The organism is Salibacterium sp. K-3, from assembly GCF_054052005.1.
This window is the reverse complement of the sequence record NZ_JBSVZE010000001.1, coordinates 959,509-974,153: the sequence shown is the minus strand read 5'-3', so window position 1 is coordinate 974,153 and position 14,645 is coordinate 959,509. Positions and strand designations below refer to the sequence as shown.

Sequence of the window (14,645 nt, the reverse complement as noted above, 5' to 3'; positions counted from 1 at the left end):
ATTGCAATTGTACTTCATAATTCCTTCCCCTAATAGCGGTGAATTGTGCTTTCATTTCACCCAACTTCTAGCAACTTTTCAACAAAAACCTTTGGTTGTATGTAGGTTGCACTAAAATTATCCAACATCCATAAAAATCCAATGAATATTGCCGATAATAATGATAATTCATGAATTAAAGCAGGTGTACTTATGATTATTAATTCAAACATACCAGCATTGAACACTCTAAATCAATTAAACAAAAACAGTAATGCTCTGTCATCCAAAATGGAAAAGCTATCTTCAGGACAGCGTATCAATAAAGCAGCTGATGATGCGGCAGGTTTAGCCATATCTGAAAAAATGGAGGCGCAAATACGAGGATTGGATCAAGCAAATAGAAATGTACAAGATGGGATTTCCTTAATACAAACTGCTGAAGGAGCGCTTGATGAAACACATAGTATTCTCCAACGTATGCGTGAACTGTCAGTACAGTCTGCTAACGGCACAAACACTGACAATGATAGGGAAAGTTTACAAAAGGAGTTTGGGGAATTAACAAAAGAGATTGATGATATTACTAAAAGTACTGAATTTAATACAAAAAAATTGTTAGACGGCAGTTTCAAAGAAAACATTCAAGTTGGTGCAAATGCTGACCTAAACTTTGAAATCGGAATGAAAAACATAGAATCCACAGAGTTATTATCAATAGAAAAACCCGGAATTGGGATCACAGATGTAGAAGCATCAGACGGATTTGATAATGGTGAGTTCACTATAACCATATCCAAAAATGAAGATGATGATTTTCATTTTAATTTGACTGGTGAAGGTTGGGATACAGGCAGAACAGTGGATAGTAGTGAATCTGATATTACGTGGCACAGAGTGGACGGAACCACCGAAACCCTTACCTCACATTTTAATTACGATGACCTTAAAGAGGGTGAGTTAGATATAACTGTGGATAATGGTGATGTTACTGTTCACGATTCTGAAATGACGTTTATTTCAAATCAAGAGGATGCTGAAAATACTATTTCAGTGGTTGATGACGCTATAGAGACAGTTTCTTCCGAAAGATCAAAATTAGGTGCTTATCAAAATAGATTAGAACATACAATTTCTAATCTTGATAACTCTTCTGAGAACCTACAATCCGCAGAATCAAGAATTAGAGACACAGATATGGCAAAAGAAATAATGGAACAAACTAGAGCAAGTACATTGGCACAAGCATCTCAGTCTATGTTAGCTCAAGCTAATCAGCAACCGCAACAAGTATTACAATTACTTAATCAATAAACCAAGATATCAAAAATCCAGCGCTTCAATAGCTTCATCTTTCATATCTTGGTTTATTCCAATATAACGAAGTATTTCTTTTTATTTGTGCCCTCCATATTTTTGCTTGTCGTACCGCATCCAATGGATATAGTTGCGGATCATGTCTGTTGTGATTTCGGAGACATTTTCAATCTCATAGTTTTCCTGTAACCAATTCTGAAAATAGCTCCACATTTTCACGTAATCTAAAAGCGTTCGTTCTCTTAATCCTTCTGCCCGTTTACCTGAAACAACCATATCAACAGCTTGTTCTAACGTTAATTCCGGCACATTACTTACTGCCACTCTGCGTTTTCTCTTTTTTAACGACAAAAAACCCCTTCTAACGAAATGTTTTTCCGCTAAAAGGGGTTTGAATCATAACCCTATATATCACATTTAAGGGTTGTTAATACTCACCTTAAAAATGATGGATTGTTAGTGTTTTTTGGCTCATACAATATCAGCAATCTTCCGGTGTTCCGGCTCTTGTTGCGGTTTTGAACGAGCTTCCGCACCCGCAGTTGGCGATGGCGTTCGGGTTGTCGATCGTGAACCCTCCGCCCATCATGTTCTGTTTATAGTCAATGACTACTCCCTGAAGAACGTCTGCGCTGTCGCTGTCCACGAGAACTTCCAGGCCGTTCTGTTCCAGTACGTGGTCGCTCTCCTCCACCTCTGTATCAAATCCGAGACCATAGGAAAGACCGGAACAGCCCCCGCCTTTAACGCCGACACGAAGCTTCACGTTCGGGTCTTCTTCCTCTTCCATCATCGTTTTAACCTGCGCTGCGGCGGATTCTGTGATCGTAATCATACCGTATACCTCCTCTTCCTGAATGCTGATTATTGAAACAGGATTGTACTTTCAGTATATCGTTTTTGCCGGCAGGGATCAAACGACCTGCCAGTTTCTCCGCGTCGGATATATCGTTGAAGGGAACCCCTTCTCATGGGACTGAAGCCCAAGCAGGCGGTTGTGTTCCTGATCCACTTCTTTACTGTAATACTGCACCAGCGGATGATGAAAACCATGTGTCCGGGCCGCTTCCATCATTTTAACCCGGAGCAGTTCCAGGTGTTCCTCCTGAAAAGCATGATATACTTGATGATCCCCCAATGTGATTACCTCCCTTACACGGGGATTCCCTTCTGATGAATCATTGAATGGTTGAATGGTTGAATGGGTGATTGTTTCTATTCTACCTTTTTTTCCATAAAAAAACAATTGTTTTTCTGGCAAAGATCAATGTTTATTTCTTCCATTCTCTTTTATTTCCTTTCCTCCGGTAGTATAATGTGATTAATACTAGGGATAAAGGAGGCGGCTCCGATAAAGCTGAAGCCGGATCAAATGCAGTCTGTTGCAGAAAAAGTCCATGCAGGGGAACGCCTTGGTTTTGAAGACGGTGTTTTTTTAATGAATTCGCCGGATCTGCTTCGTATCGGCTCCCTTGCCGACAGTGTGCGGAAAAAGTGGAATGGAAACCATGTTTATTTTATCCAGAACACTCACTTGAATTACACGAATGTCTGTTACCTAAACTGTAAACTTTGTGCTTTTGGTGTCAAACCCGGAGACAGCTCTTCCTACACACTTGATCTACAGGAACTGGAACGTAAGTTCATCGACATACAGGGGAAGGGGTTCACTGAACTTCATATCGTGGGGGGGATTAACCCAAAACTTCCATTTTCGTACTATGAAGATATGCTCGCCCTGGCTAAAAAACATAACCCCGGCATTCATATCCAGGCATTCACTGCCGTGGAGATCCATTATCTTGCACACGTGTCCAGATTGACGGAAACAGAGACCATCAAGCGCCTGCATGCAGCAGGTCTTGACTCCATACTTGGCGGAGGTGCGGAGATTTTCGATCCTGACGTACGGGCAGTTATTTCAGGACACAAAACCGATGCTTCGCATTGGTTTGACATTCACCGCACCGCTCACGCGCTCGGTATGCCTTCCAATGCATCTATTCTCTATGGTCATATCGAACAGCCGGAGCATGTGATCGATCATCTGATCCGGCTGCGGACTCTGCAGGATGAAACGAACGGATTCAATGCTTTTTTCGGATTCGCCTTTCAGCCGGGGCAGACACAGTTAGCCGGGGAATTCAACATCGACAGGACTTCCACCGGCTGGTATGATCTGAAAGTGCTTGCTGTTGCCCGGCTGATGCTGGATAATTTTCCTCATATCCGCGCCTTCTGGATGCTGATCGGGCAGAAACTGGCTCAGATTGCCCTTCAGTTCGGGGTGGATGATCTCGACGGGACAGTGATGGAAGAACAGATCGTTCATGCCGCCGGAAATCAGTCGTCCCAGATGGTACCAAAACAATGGTTCATTGATATGATCAGGGAAACCGGCAGCATTCCTGCAGAACGAGACACGCTTTATCGTATTATACAGACCTATTAAACCGCCCATCCGGAAAGGAAGGATAAAATGGCAGTCACCTTAATGAAAGACACCCGTATGGAGGAAATTGCCGAAAAAGTTCAGACGGGGGAAAGGCTGTCGATCGAAGACGGTCTTTACCTGTATGACACGAGCGACCTGCTCAGCATCGCCCAGCTTGCTGATCAGGTCAATGAACAAAAAAGCGGCAGCAACGTCTATTTTATCGAGAATATGTACATCAATCCGACCAATGTCTGTGAAGCCAGCTGCGGTTTCTGCGGTTTTAAGCGCAAACCCGGACAGGAAGGCGCCTACACCATGCATGAAGAAGAACTGCTGGAATATGTGGAAAAACGGTGGAATGACAATATACAGGAATTTCATATTGTCGGCGGCCACAACGTGGAGGTCGGTTTTGAGTATTATCTGAACACCGTGCGTACCTTGAAAAAACATTATCCCCAGGCTGCCGTTAAAGCTTACACAGCCGCAGAAATTGAGTTTTTCGCGCGTATCTCCGGACTTTCCATGAGAGAAGTGCTTCAGGAACTTATGAAAGCGGGGCTCGACACCCTGCCCGGCGGAGGGGCGGAAATACTGACAGAACGGTACCGGGCTAAAATGAGTCCGGATAAAGCTTCTACCTATGAATGGCTCGAAGCCCATGAAACCGCACATAACCTGGGAATGAAAACCCATGCGACGATGCTGTACGGTTCCATTGATACATTCGAAGAGCGGCTCATTCATATGGACCGTCTCCGGCAGCTGCAGGACAAAACGAACGGGTTTATGGTGTTCATCCCCCTTGCCATGCAGCCCCGCAAACTGAACGCCGGATGGCACCAGCGGACCTCTCCTTACGATGATATGCGCACGGTGGCCATTTCACGGCTGATGCTTGATAATTTTGATCATATCAAAGCGTACTGGATTAACATCGGAGCGCAGCTGACCCAGATGGCGCTCACATTTGGTTCCGATGATATTCACGGTACCCTGATCGAAGAACGGATATCCCACTCTGTCGGAGCACTCACGTCCCAGGGACTTACGCGCAAAGAACTGATTCATTTGATCAAAGGAGCAAATAAACAGCCTGTGGAACGCGACACATTTTACAATACAATCAAAGCATATTAAAAAGAGTGCAGGCGGGCGCGCCTGCACTCTTTTTGGGGCTGTGTCAAAAGATACAGCTCCTTCTCTATTTTCAAGAAAAATCACTTGGGGCAGGAGTGGAAGGCGGCGGCTCAGGGCAAACAGGATGTTGGTCATGCAGGCGTTGCCACAGGATGTGGCGTTTTTAGCCTGCTTCCTTTTCCAAGCATGAGGTGAAGACCCGCAGAATGAGCCGTTATGGCTCATTCGGGGAGGCTGAGGCCATGCCCGCGAAAAGCGTCCGCCTGCAGCGGATGTCCAATTCCTTATAGAGATCCATCTAACTTAAATGAACTTTGATACAGCCCATCCTTTTATATTGACATCCCGTATATACCGCTGCATATTGTTTCAGCCGGTCCGTTCATCCAGACACGGCCGTCGTTGTCCCATGTGATCCGTAAATCTCCGCCTTCAAGATGAACCAGTACCTCGATTCCCTTCCTGCTTCTTCCGGTCAGCACAGCAGCCACGACAGCTGCACAGGCCCCTGTACCGCATGCCTGAGTAACTCCGGAACCTCTTTCCCATACACGGAAATGCATCTCACGCTCCGTGACCATTTCTACAAACTCAATATTGGCCCGCTCCGGAAACATCGTGTGCTTTTCCAGCAACGGTCCGGCAGAGGTCAATGGTGCTTCGCGGACATCCGCTTCAAATATGACGGCGTGTGGGTTACCCATGGAGAGCGCCGTTACATTTAATACACTGCTCCGTACGTCCACTGGTTCCTCCACCGTATGCGAATCAGGATCTCCTTCCATAGGAAGATCTTTTTTCCGAAGTCCCGGTTCTCCCATATCAACGGTGACGTCTGTCGATTTCTGACCGGCAGTACCAGGATCCAGTACAGCCTTCATGATGCCGCCGAGGGTTTCCACCTGGATGTCGAAAGAAGCCACCCTTCCTTTTTCCCAGGCCAGCTTCACGGCACACCTTATCCCATTGCCGCAGTTTTTTGCTTCGGATCCGTCAGCATTAAACACTCTCATCTTTATGTCTGCTGTATGGGACGGGCATATCAGTATCAGGCCGTCGGAGCCGATGCCGGTATGTTTATCAGACACCTCCCGGGCCAGATCAGGCAGCCGATCTTCTTCCAGAACTTCCTCAAACCCATCTACATATACATAACTGTTACCGAGACCGTGCATTTTTGTGAATCTCATCACCTGTTCCTCCTCACCGCCGCAGCTTTTCGGTCGTCCAGAAATAATCATCGTCTGCTTCCACAATCATCATCCGCCCGTGACAACAAGGCATGACAAGGCGTGTTTTTACGCTTTCCTTCGCCTGCTGCAAGTGTTTTTCTTTCATATACGTCAGTACATTACTACTGTGACAGTAAGGGCATTCTTCAATGTAAATGTCTTCCCCCATCTTCTCATAGGGCCAGGAATGATCAAACGGAATGGGTTTCATCCGGGGCCTCCTTTGTAAACTTCATCCTGTAGACGTTTTACGATATACCGCCTTTTGGATAAACAGGGCTGCTTCCAAACAGCTGTTGCTCTGTTAAGAAGCAGCCCCACCTTTATTAAAACATCGGATTTTCTTCCAGATGCTGGTATATATTGCTGACAAGTTCCTGAGCATCGTCTCCTTCGACAACCTCACCGTTCACCAGTGCATACATCGTCATCGCACACTGTGCACAGTTTCCGAGGCAGCCGTATTCAATGATATCGAGGTTTGGATCTTTTTCCAGTTCCTCCATTGCCTTCTGGGAGCCGCCTGCCAGATTACTCATACAGAATTCTATAATCGGCAACATTGGTATTCACCCTTTACATGGTACTCTTATTCATCCTATCTTTGCAGGTGCGATTCGTCAACCAGTATGCCTGAATGAAGCAATCGCACATTGTATTTTCCCCGTGAAATCGTTATAATTTATGTGACCAGGGTCATTTTTTAGTTGAACATCATACCGGAGTGATGCTCCTTGAAACGTACGGAAAAAAAACAACAGACACGCAAGAACATACTGGATGCTGCTTCTGACCTTTTCCGCCGCTATGGATTTGACAATACCACCGTACAGGAAATCACCGAAGCAGCTCAAGTCGGCAAAGGAACTTTTTTTAATCATTTTCCAACAAAAGAATCGATTATGCTGACGCTCGCGGCAGACCGCCTGCTGCATATGGATGAATATGTTTATACATACAGCATGCAGAGACGCCCTTTTCTGTCGAAACTGCGCGCCCATTTCAGCTGTTTTCTCAGTGAATATGAAGGGAACAGAGAAATGACGAAGCGTGCTTGGATGCGTCTTCTGGAAACAGATTCTTATGTTCTGGAAAAATGGGAAAAACTATTGGAAGAAGGGATCGACAGACAGGATATCATACCTGATATTTCTCTGGAGACCTGGGCTTCTGTGATTAACAGTCATTTTTATTATACCTTGGCCGTATGCAGGGAAGAATCAAGAGATGCCTTTCTGGACGAGTTAATGTCACTGCTGCATACAAGCCTTCACAGTATCTTAACGCAAAGGGGACATCGCATGATGAAAAAATTAGTTGTAGTAGGCGGTGGTTACGGAGGAATGCGGATTCTTCAGAAACTGCTTCCAAACGAACTTCCCGACGACGTGGACCTCGTTCTGATCGATAAGCTGCCGTATCATTGTATGAAGACCGAATACTATGCTCTCGCCGCCGGGACAGAATCCGACCAGGAAGTTCGTGTTCCGTTTCCGAAAGAAGAACGGTTGTCTCTCCACTTTGGCACCGTGGAGAGCATCGACAAGGACAACCACCTGATCCATATGCACGGAGAAGAGCCGGTCTCCTATGACTATCTTATCATCGGGCTTGGCTGCGAAGACAAGTACCACGGGGTTCCCGGGGCGGATGTTCATACGTACAGCATTCAAAGCATGGAAAAAACCAGACGTACCTGTGAAGCATTAAACAACCTCCCTCCTAATTCCGTGGTGTCGGTTGTCGGAGCAGGGCTGAGCGGCGTTGAACTGTCCAGCGAACTCAGGGAAAGCCGCGATGATGTATACATTCGTTTGTTTGACCGGGGAGATACCATTCTCCCGATGTTCCCGAAACGGCTCAGTAATTATGTGCAGAACTGGTTCGAAAAACATAACGTGGATGTGATCAGTAATTCCGATATTACCCAGGTCAATCCGGACGGTCTTTACAATCATAATGAGTTTATGCCTTCCGATGCCATTATATGGACAGCCGGCATCCAGCCAAGTAAAGTCGTCCGCGACCTGGATGTAGAAAAAGATGATAACGGTCGTGTCATACTGACCAACCATCATCACCTGCCCGAAGATGAAAATATATTTGTTGTCGGCGACTGCGCCAGCCTCCCTCACGCCCCTAGCGCCCAGCTTGCCGAAGGGCAGGCTGAACAGATTGCTTCCGTGCTGAAAAAGCGCTGGAAAGGAGAAGAACTCCCGAACCGGCTGCCTCCCATCAAGCTGAAAGGGGTTCTCGGGTCCCTCGGGAAAAAACACGGCTTTGGGGTAATGGGAGATACTGCGCTGACCGGCCGGGTTGCACGCCTCTTGAAAAGCGGTGTATTATGGATGTACAAACACCACTCCGGTGTATAAACACCCGCAGGTTCAGTCATTCCATTCTGGTTGCCACGCACCGGTGTTTCATAGTAAAATGTGTAATAAGCCTTGAGATTGGTAAAGGTACACGAAAGGAGAGATTACATCATGCCGCAGACGACGGAAGGTATGTACGCCCAGGTAAATGAAGTTCTTGAAAAACTCCGTCCGTTCCTGCTTCGCGACGGCGGAGACGTTGAATTAGTGGATGTTGAAGACGGTATTGTGAAAGTTCGGCTCATGGGAGCATGCGGCTCCTGCCCATCCTCCACCATTACACTGAAAGCCGGCATCGAGCGTGCACTGCTCGAAGAAGTTCCCGGCGTAGTCGAACTGGAACAGGTTTTTTAAAATACAAAATAAAAAATGGAGTCCGGGGCAGTGCCCCGGACTCCATTTTTTAGCAGGATGTGTCTGCTACATACTCATCGTACTGTTTTCTTTTATATTCACGTATCGAATACTCGAGCCGAATGCATCAGGCTTTGCTGTCTGAACATCGAAATTCGGGAAATCCAGCTGCAGCTGCCTGCGCACAGATTCTCCGTTTCCACGGGGAACGAGACACATAACGGTTGGTCCTGCGCCGCTCAAAGCGGCACCATAGGCCCCGTAATCTTTAACATTGTCCATGATGTCCACCAATCCGGGAACCAGTTTTGCCCGGTAAGGATGGTGGAACACATCCTGGCCCATCATTTTTCCTGCCAGTTCCCATTCGCCTTTCAGCAGTGCCGCAATCAGAACGTTACTGACAGAACTGCCGCGGACCGCGTGATGGTATTCAACCTGTTCAGGCAGGATCCCCCGCGCTTTTTTCGTCATTAATTCTGCAGCCGGAACCGCCATGACGAGGTCGAGATCCGGCACATCGCAGTGCACCATATCCGTTGCATCCTGAGAATGAGTACCTACAATCAGCCCGCCGTAAAGGCAGGGGCCGACATTATCCGGATGACCTTCCCAGAGACTTGCAAATCTCATTTTCTCTTTCCTGGACAGGGACGTGCCTGTCAGCTGATCCGCCAGTTCCACAGCGGCAATGATAGCCGCCGCGCTGCTTCCCAGCCCGCGCGCAAGCGGAATATCACTGGTCATTTTTACCCGGCACGGCGGCAGATCCATCCCAAGCTGACGAGCAAGTTCTTCTGCTACAACGTAGATGAAGTTTTCTTTTCCCGGCGGGATACCCTGCAGTTCCGGAGAATCAGAGGAGAAATGCCATTCTGAAGCCGGTTCTGCTTCGAGTGTTAAATAGCGGTTTACCGCCAGACCGATGGAATCAAATCCCGGTCCGAGGTTTGCAGAACTCGCCGGCACGGTAATGACCAGCTTCTCATCTTCCACTCGCGGCACCTCCTTTTATCTTTTCCAGAAAGGCTTCTTCGCTGTTGGGGATGACGGTCGGTTTCACTGTAACGGTATCAATGGCAGTATTTGGATCTTTCAGGCCGTTTCCGGTCAGAACGCAGACGACCTTCGACCCTTTGGCAATATCGCCGCTTTCCAGTTGTTTTTTCAACCCTGCAATGGAAGCGCAGGAAGCAGGTTCGGCAAAAATGCCTTCTTTCTGTGCCAGCAGCTGATAAGCCTCCAGTATTTCATCATCGGTGACATCATGGATGGCTCCCTTTGATTCTTCCGCCGCTTCGACCGCTTTGGACCAGCTGGCCGGGTTACCGATGCGGATGGCGGTTGCCACCGTGTCCGGATCGTCAATGACACGGTTCTGCACAATCGCTGCCGCACCTTCCGCTTCAAACCCACGCATCTCAGGAAGAGCGGTTCCTTTCTTCTCATGATATTCCTTGAAGCCTTTCCAGTACGCGGTAATATTGCCGGCATTGCCGACCGGGATGGCTAAAACATCAGGAGCATCTCCCAGTGCATCGCAAATCTCAAAGGCGGAGGTCTTCTGCCCTTCGATCCGGTAAGGATTGACAGAGTTTACGAGGGTGATGTTTTCTTTTTCGCTGATTGAACGGACAATCTCGAGAGCGTGGTCGAAATTACCCTGTATTTCGAAGACTTCCGCCCCGTACATAACGGCCTGTGCCAGTTTCCCAAGCGCAATTTTGCCTTCCGGTATAACAACGATGCAGCGGAGGCCGGCTCTTGCAGCATAGGCGGCGGCAGAAGCCGATGTGTTACCGGTGGATGCACAGATAACAGCTTTGCTCCCCTCTTCTTTGGCTTTGGCTGCAGCCATCACCATGCCGCGGTCTTTAAAGGAACCGGTGGGATTGACTCCCTCGGTCTTCACATAAATCTCGGCTCCCCACTCTTCAGACAGGTTTTCCAAACCGATTAACGGGGTGTTCCCTTCATTCAGTGTCAGTTTTGGTGTGTGTTCCGTTAACGGCAGCAGTTCTTCATAGGCATGAAGCAAACCGTTCCAGCTGCTCATGAGACTTGTCCTCCCTCTACGCGGTAGCTGCTTTTAACATCCAGCACAACGTCCATATTCTCCAGTTCGTGATAAATTCGTTCATAAGCGGCCCGGTTCGTCAAATGGGTAATAATGACCACTTCGGATTTCGGATCGCCTTCCTCTTCCAGCGGCCACTGCTGCAGCTTGTCAAATCCGACATCTTCACTTTTGAAGAGGGAAGACAGGTCATCAAAGGTACCGGTCTGATCTTTTACATGAAGCCGGATAAAATATTTCGACTCGACTTCCTCATGGTTCTGAAGAGCTTTTGTATGCAGGGGACGTGAAATGGTCGTTCCGCCGGCGCCGAGCATCATGTTTTTCACGACCGCAGTCAGATCCGATACGATTGCGGTCGCTGTGGGGAGCGATCCTGCCCCGGGTCCGTAAAACATCGTTTCCCCGACAGCCTCCCCGTGAATATAGACAGCATTGTATTCATCCTGTACCGAGGCGAGCGGATGATTATCCGGGATAAGCATCGGCTGGACGGTTAATTCAACCCGGTCTTCCACTCTTTTGGCGAGCCCGATAAGCTTCAGTGTATAACCGAGCTGGGAACAGTATTCCATATCTTCTGTCGTTACCGACCGGATCCCTTTCACTTCCACGTCGTCGAGCTCCACGTTCATGGAAAAGCCAAGCCTGGCCAAAATCGCTGTTTTTCTCGCAGCGTCAAGGCCGTCTACATCAGCGGTAGGGTCACTTTCGGCAAAACCGAGTTCCTGTGCTTCTGCCAGCACTTCCTCGTAGTCCCGCTCATCCTGAAGCATCTTCGTCAGAATGTAGTTCGTGGTCCCGTTCATGATCCCCATGATCCGGGAAATTCTATCGGCTGCCAGGCCTTCCGTCATTCCCCGTATCACCGGAATGCCGCCGGCAACACTTGCTTCATACAGGAGCTGGCATCCATTATTCTCCGCCTCCTGAAGCAGTTCCGTTCCGTGCAGAGCCATTACATCTTTATTGGCGGTAATAACATGTTTACCGCTGCGCAGAGACTGAAGAATGTAGTTCCTTGATTCTTCAATCCCTCCCATAACTTCAATGATGACACTGATCTCTTCATCTTCCAGAATTTCAGCGGCATTTTCCGTCAATGTCAGATTTTCAATGTCTAAATCACGCTGCTTCGAGGCGTCTCTTACCAGTATTTTCTTTGCCGTGATATCACATCCGGTCTGATGCGTCAGTTCCCGGCGGTGTTCCTTTAATAGATGAATCACACCGCTTCCCACGGTACCAAGACCCAATATACCCACGGGGGCTCCTTGTGCCATACTCTCTCCTCCTGCTGATTCAATCTATTTCTCTCTTCATTGTATTGTTTTCACGAGAAAAACAAATGTCTTTTTATAATGGACATTATATAAGGTTTTGCGTTATTTTACAAGTGCCATGCTGACCTCCCGGCGGAAGAAAAAGAACGACCGGACGTTATCCAGCCGGGCATCTCCTGCAGGTCTTTCGGATATAACCATTTTAAATAACGCATCAGTTCCATCCAGTATTCTTCCTGTCCCCACATATCATATAAACGTTGAAGCAGGATATCCATCTGATCTGTCTCTTCAAAAAGCAGCACCTTCTCCATCTGCTCCATATAATAATAAGGGAAAAGAAGGCGTCCTGCAATCAGCTTACGCCCAACCGAAGATAAACCGGTACGGGATTCATAATCGGAAAGAAACCGGCGGATCACGGAAAACGAAACATCCTCTTCACAGATGTTTCGAATCCACTCCGCAATATCTCTCGATGGATGGTCCAGCATCCAGTCCGCCGGCAGCTTATTTGACACTGCTCCTGGAAACGGAACCACCCAGGAAGAAGGAGTGAAACAGTAATGAACAACCGTGCCCTGTTCGTTTTCGAAACCTGTTTCCCGAACATACTGCATCCACTGCAGCGCATTTTCCGATTTTCCCATGTAATAAGGAAATGTCTGCAGCAGCCACTCTTCCGCTTCTGAATGGACCGTTCGTTTTTCCACTTTATGGTACCACGTCTCAAGCTGGCCGAGCCTTTGCTCCCACCATTGTGCCCAGCGGTCTGAAAAGAAGGAAGCCGGCTGGCCTGGAACAAGACTGCGCCCTATTCGATGAAATTCCGCAAGGGCAGCGCCGGGAGGAAGCGCCGTATCCCGGGTCTCCCTTTCTTCCACGAGCTGGAACAGATCCTGCTGCTGCCGCCCGACAACGCCAGACACTTCCGAAACACGCGGAATAACCGGACGTGCGACGGCAGGATGCCCCTGCTCCCGGAACCAGTCAGCCCATTTCTGCTGCTGCAGGCGTGGAGCCGCAGGCTCTCCCGGATGCGGAGCAAACAGATACATGCCGCCCTCTGTATAAAAGCCCTCCAAAGAACCAATCCGGAAAGCATCTGTCATCTCCAGACCGTACTGATACGAAATCACCCGCTTCATGCTTTTATTCCCCCAAGCTCCCTTTTTTAAGGATTGTATGAAGGAACAAAGCAGGTCATCCCCATTGGTTATGCAAGCGGCCAATCTGCAAGACTTGATACATAATGGGACGGTGGAATGGATTTAGAAGAAAGCTCATGCGCCGGTGTCACACCGGTCCCGACATGAAGTGTATCGATACCGGCCCGGATGCCGGCAGTTATGTCGGTTTCATAGTTGTCTCCGACCAGAAGAAGATCTTCCTGCGCCACACCGAGTATCTCCTGTGCCTGATCCACCATCGTACGTTCCGGTTTGCCGATGAATACAGGTTCCACGCCGGAGGCAACAGTAATGACTGAGGTTAAGGCGCCGTTTCCGGGAAGAAATCCACGTTCCGAAGGCAGTGCTTTATCGGCATTGGTGCTGATGAAGACAGCCCCATTTCGGACCGCCAGACACGCTGCGGCTAATTTGTCGTATGTGACATTCCGGTCCATGCCGATAACAACATAATCCGGTCCTTCTTCTTTTTCGATAATACCGGCTGTCCGGACAGCTTCTTTAAGACCCGATTCCCCAATCACATAAGCGCTCGGCCGGGACTTGCGGGAGGTTATGTAGGATACTGCCGCCATGCTTGTCGTCAATACCTGTTCTTCTCTGCACGGTACACCCATCTGCTGCAGTTTTTCGGCCACTGCCCCGGGGGAAGCTGTGGAATTGTTCGTCACAAATAAATAAGGAATTCCCAGATCATGCAGCTTTTGCACGAAGTCCACAGCCTCCGGAATGGGTTCCGTTCCCTTATAGATCGTTCCATCCAGATCGAGAAGGTACGCCTTATACGAAGTACGCAGCCTGTTCATTGACCGTGCTCCTCCTCCGGCAGAAACGCTGAAACCGTTCCTGGTTCAGCTTCAAGAAAACCACGGACGCGTCCGGGAAAATGTTCGAGAGCTTTCAGATGCCGGGATAAGGTGTCATACAGTTTCTGCACATCAATGGTATAGTAATCCTGCAGAAGCGTACGGCGGAATCCGATGATGGCTTTCAGACCTTCGGCTTCTTCCGCGGGAACCACCTTTTCATCCTCGAGAATATCAATAATGTCTTCATAGCTGCCCGGGTCTCTCATTACAAATCCGTCAATCAGCTGGTTTCCTGTATCGGTTACCGCTTCCACCCATCCCTGTGCCATTCTTTCGACTGCCAGCTTCTCCATCCGGGAGTCCACTTTTTCCAGAGTTTTAAATGCTTCAGTCAATGTCTCCATATACGTCAAAATTTCTTCTATTTTTTTCCGGTCAACAAAATACAAGCC

General features: G+C 48.2%; 17 protein-coding genes and 1 pseudogene. 6 read left to right on the top strand and 12 right to left on the bottom strand.

Annotated elements, in window-relative coordinates:
• Positions 1–192: 192 nt before the first annotated feature.
• Positions 193–1,293, top strand: a complete 1,101-nt coding sequence (locus tag ACW9JV_RS04630; protein ID WP_457331827.1) for a flagellin N-terminal helical domain-containing protein — start codon at positions 193–195, stop codon at positions 1,291–1,293.
• An 81-nt stretch (positions 1,294–1,374) separates the two neighbouring features.
• Here the strand turns inward: ACW9JV_RS04630 and ACW9JV_RS04625 are convergent, their stop codons facing one another.
• The 3 genes from ACW9JV_RS04625 to ACW9JV_RS04615 all read right to left on the bottom strand — a co-directional run bounded on the left by ACW9JV_RS04625 (position 1,375) and on the right by ACW9JV_RS04615 (position 2,434).
• Entirely contained in the window at positions 1,375–1,620 is a 246-nt protein-coding gene (locus ACW9JV_RS04625) for a site-specific integrase (protein WP_457331825.1), read from the bottom strand.
• Between the two features lie 157 nt (positions 1,621–1,777).
• Positions 1,778–2,155: an iron-sulfur cluster insertion protein ErpA gene (erpA, locus tag ACW9JV_RS04620; RefSeq protein ID WP_457334575.1), complete on the bottom strand. Its 378-nt coding sequence runs from the start codon at positions 2,153–2,155 to the stop codon at positions 1,778–1,780.
• 54 nt (positions 2,156–2,209) lie between these two features.
• Complete coding sequence (locus ACW9JV_RS04615) at positions 2,210–2,434, bottom strand: hypothetical protein (RefSeq protein ID WP_457331823.1); 225 nt, start codon at positions 2,432–2,434, stop codon at positions 2,210–2,212.
• 234 nt (positions 2,435–2,668) lie between these two features.
• On the opposite strand from ACW9JV_RS04615, the gene mqnE (ACW9JV_RS04610) reads away from it, so the two are divergent.
• Together mqnE (ACW9JV_RS04610) and mqnE (ACW9JV_RS04605) are read left to right on the top strand one after the other, a co-directional pair.
• Entirely contained in the window at positions 2,669–3,748 is a 1,080-nt protein-coding gene (mqnE, locus tag ACW9JV_RS04610) for an aminofutalosine synthase MqnE (protein ID WP_457331821.1), read from the top strand.
• A gap of 27 nt (positions 3,749–3,775) precedes the next feature.
• A complete protein-coding gene (mqnE, locus tag ACW9JV_RS04605; protein ID WP_457331819.1) occupies positions 3,776–4,873 on the top strand; it encodes an aminofutalosine synthase MqnE in 1,098 nt (365 codons plus the stop codon).
• A 332-nt stretch (positions 4,874–5,205) separates the two neighbouring features.
• Here mqnE (ACW9JV_RS04605) and dapF read toward each other — a convergent pair whose 3' ends face one another.
• The 3 genes from dapF to ACW9JV_RS04590 all read right to left on the bottom strand — a co-directional run bounded on the left by dapF (position 5,206) and on the right by ACW9JV_RS04590 (position 6,668).
• Entirely contained in the window at positions 5,206–6,063 is an 858-nt protein-coding gene (dapF, locus tag ACW9JV_RS04600) for a diaminopimelate epimerase (protein ID WP_457331817.1), read from the bottom strand.
• 13 nt (positions 6,064–6,076) lie between these two features.
• Complete coding sequence (locus ACW9JV_RS04595) at positions 6,077–6,316, bottom strand: hypothetical protein (protein ID WP_457331815.1); 240 nt, start codon at positions 6,314–6,316, stop codon at positions 6,077–6,079.
• Positions 6,317–6,431: 115 nt separating this feature from the next.
• Complete coding sequence (locus tag ACW9JV_RS04590) at positions 6,432–6,668, bottom strand: YuzB family protein (protein WP_457331813.1); 237 nt, start codon at positions 6,666–6,668, stop codon at positions 6,432–6,434.
• Between the two features lie 171 nt (positions 6,669–6,839).
• On the opposite strand from ACW9JV_RS04590, the pseudogene ACW9JV_RS04585 reads away from it, so the two are divergent.
• The 3 genes and pseudogenes from ACW9JV_RS04585 to ACW9JV_RS04575 form a co-directional block, all read left to right on the top strand.
• Positions 6,840–6,998, top strand: a pseudogene (locus ACW9JV_RS04585) (TetR/AcrR family transcriptional regulator); the annotation flags it as partial.
• A gap of 411 nt (positions 6,999–7,409) precedes the next feature.
• Complete coding sequence (locus ACW9JV_RS04580; protein ID WP_457334573.1) at positions 7,410–8,480, top strand: NAD(P)/FAD-dependent oxidoreductase; 1,071 nt, start codon at positions 7,410–7,412, stop codon at positions 8,478–8,480.
• 111 nt (positions 8,481–8,591) lie between these two features.
• Positions 8,592–8,834: a NifU family protein gene (locus tag ACW9JV_RS04575; RefSeq protein WP_457331811.1), complete on the top strand. Its 243-nt coding sequence runs from the start codon at positions 8,592–8,594 to the stop codon at positions 8,832–8,834.
• 66 nt (positions 8,835–8,900) lie between these two features.
• Here ACW9JV_RS04575 and thrB read toward each other — a convergent pair whose 3' ends face one another.
• From thrB to hepT, 6 genes are all read right to left on the bottom strand, one after another.
• A complete protein-coding gene (gene thrB / locus ACW9JV_RS04570; protein WP_457331808.1) occupies positions 8,901–9,830 on the bottom strand; it encodes a homoserine kinase in 930 nt (309 codons plus the stop codon).
• Entirely contained in the window at positions 9,820–10,890 is a 1,071-nt protein-coding gene (gene thrC / locus ACW9JV_RS04565) for a threonine synthase (RefSeq protein WP_457331806.1), read from the bottom strand. Before thrC ends, thrB begins: the two co-directional genes overlap by 11 nt.
• Positions 10,887–12,194: a homoserine dehydrogenase gene (locus ACW9JV_RS04560; RefSeq protein WP_457331804.1), complete on the bottom strand. Its 1,308-nt coding sequence runs from the start codon at positions 12,192–12,194 to the stop codon at positions 10,887–10,889. The genes thrC and ACW9JV_RS04560 overlap by 4 nt, the downstream gene beginning before the upstream one ends.
• Positions 12,195–12,301: 107 nt before the next feature.
• The gene (locus ACW9JV_RS04555) at positions 12,302–13,342 is read right to left on the bottom strand and encodes a hypothetical protein (RefSeq protein WP_457331802.1); all 1,041 of its coding nucleotides are present in this window, start codon (positions 13,340–13,342) and stop codon (positions 12,302–12,304) included.
• 68 nt (positions 13,343–13,410) lie between these two features.
• Positions 13,411–14,190, bottom strand: coding sequence for a TIGR01457 family HAD-type hydrolase (locus ACW9JV_RS04550; RefSeq protein ID WP_457331800.1), 780 nt, complete (start codon positions 14,188–14,190; stop codon positions 13,411–13,413).
• Positions 14,187–14,642, bottom strand: a complete 456-nt coding sequence (gene hepT, locus ACW9JV_RS04545) for a type VII toxin-antitoxin system HepT family RNase toxin (protein WP_457331798.1) — start codon at positions 14,640–14,642, stop codon at positions 14,187–14,189. Before hepT ends, ACW9JV_RS04550 begins: the two co-directional genes overlap by 4 nt.
• Between the last annotated feature and the right edge of the window lie 3 nt (positions 14,643–14,645).

Bases quoted from the DNA above. Each gene is read 5' to 3' on its own strand.
- ACW9JV_RS04580 (WP_457334573.1), top strand. From the start codon at position 7,410: ATGAAAAAATTAGTTGTAGTAGGCGGTGGTTACGGAGGAATGCGGATT.
- dapF (WP_457331817.1), bottom strand. From the start codon at position 6,063: ATGAGATTCACAAAAATGCACGGTCTCGGTAACAGTTATGTATATGTA.
- ACW9JV_RS04630 (WP_457331827.1), top strand. From the start codon at position 193: ATGATTATTAATTCAAACATACCAGCATTGAACACTCTAAATCAATTA.
- ACW9JV_RS04555 (WP_457331802.1), bottom strand. From the start codon at position 13,342: ATGAAGCGGGTGATTTCGTATCAGTACGGTCTGGAGATGACAGATGCT.
- ACW9JV_RS04575 (WP_457331811.1), top strand. From the start codon at position 8,592: ATGCCGCAGACGACGGAAGGTATGTACGCCCAGGTAAATGAAGTTCTT.
- mqnE (WP_457331819.1), top strand. From the start codon at position 3,776: ATGGCAGTCACCTTAATGAAAGACACCCGTATGGAGGAAATTGCCGAA.
- ACW9JV_RS04590 (WP_457331813.1), bottom strand. From the start codon at position 6,668: ATGTTGCCGATTATAGAATTCTGTATGAGTAATCTGGCAGGCGGCTCC.
- ACW9JV_RS04560 (WP_457331804.1), bottom strand. From the start codon at position 12,194: ATGGCACAAGGAGCCCCCGTGGGTATATTGGGTCTTGGTACCGTGGGA.
- ACW9JV_RS04550 (WP_457331800.1), bottom strand. From the start codon at position 14,190: ATGAACAGGCTGCGTACTTCGTATAAGGCGTACCTTCTCGATCTGGAT.
- thrC (WP_457331806.1), bottom strand. From the start codon at position 10,890: ATGAGCAGCTGGAACGGTTTGCTTCATGCCTATGAAGAACTGCTGCCG.
- ACW9JV_RS04595 (WP_457331815.1), bottom strand. From the start codon at position 6,316: ATGAAACCCATTCCGTTTGATCATTCCTGGCCCTATGAGAAGATGGGG.
- mqnE (WP_457331821.1), top strand. From the start codon at position 2,669: ATGCAGTCTGTTGCAGAAAAAGTCCATGCAGGGGAACGCCTTGGTTTT.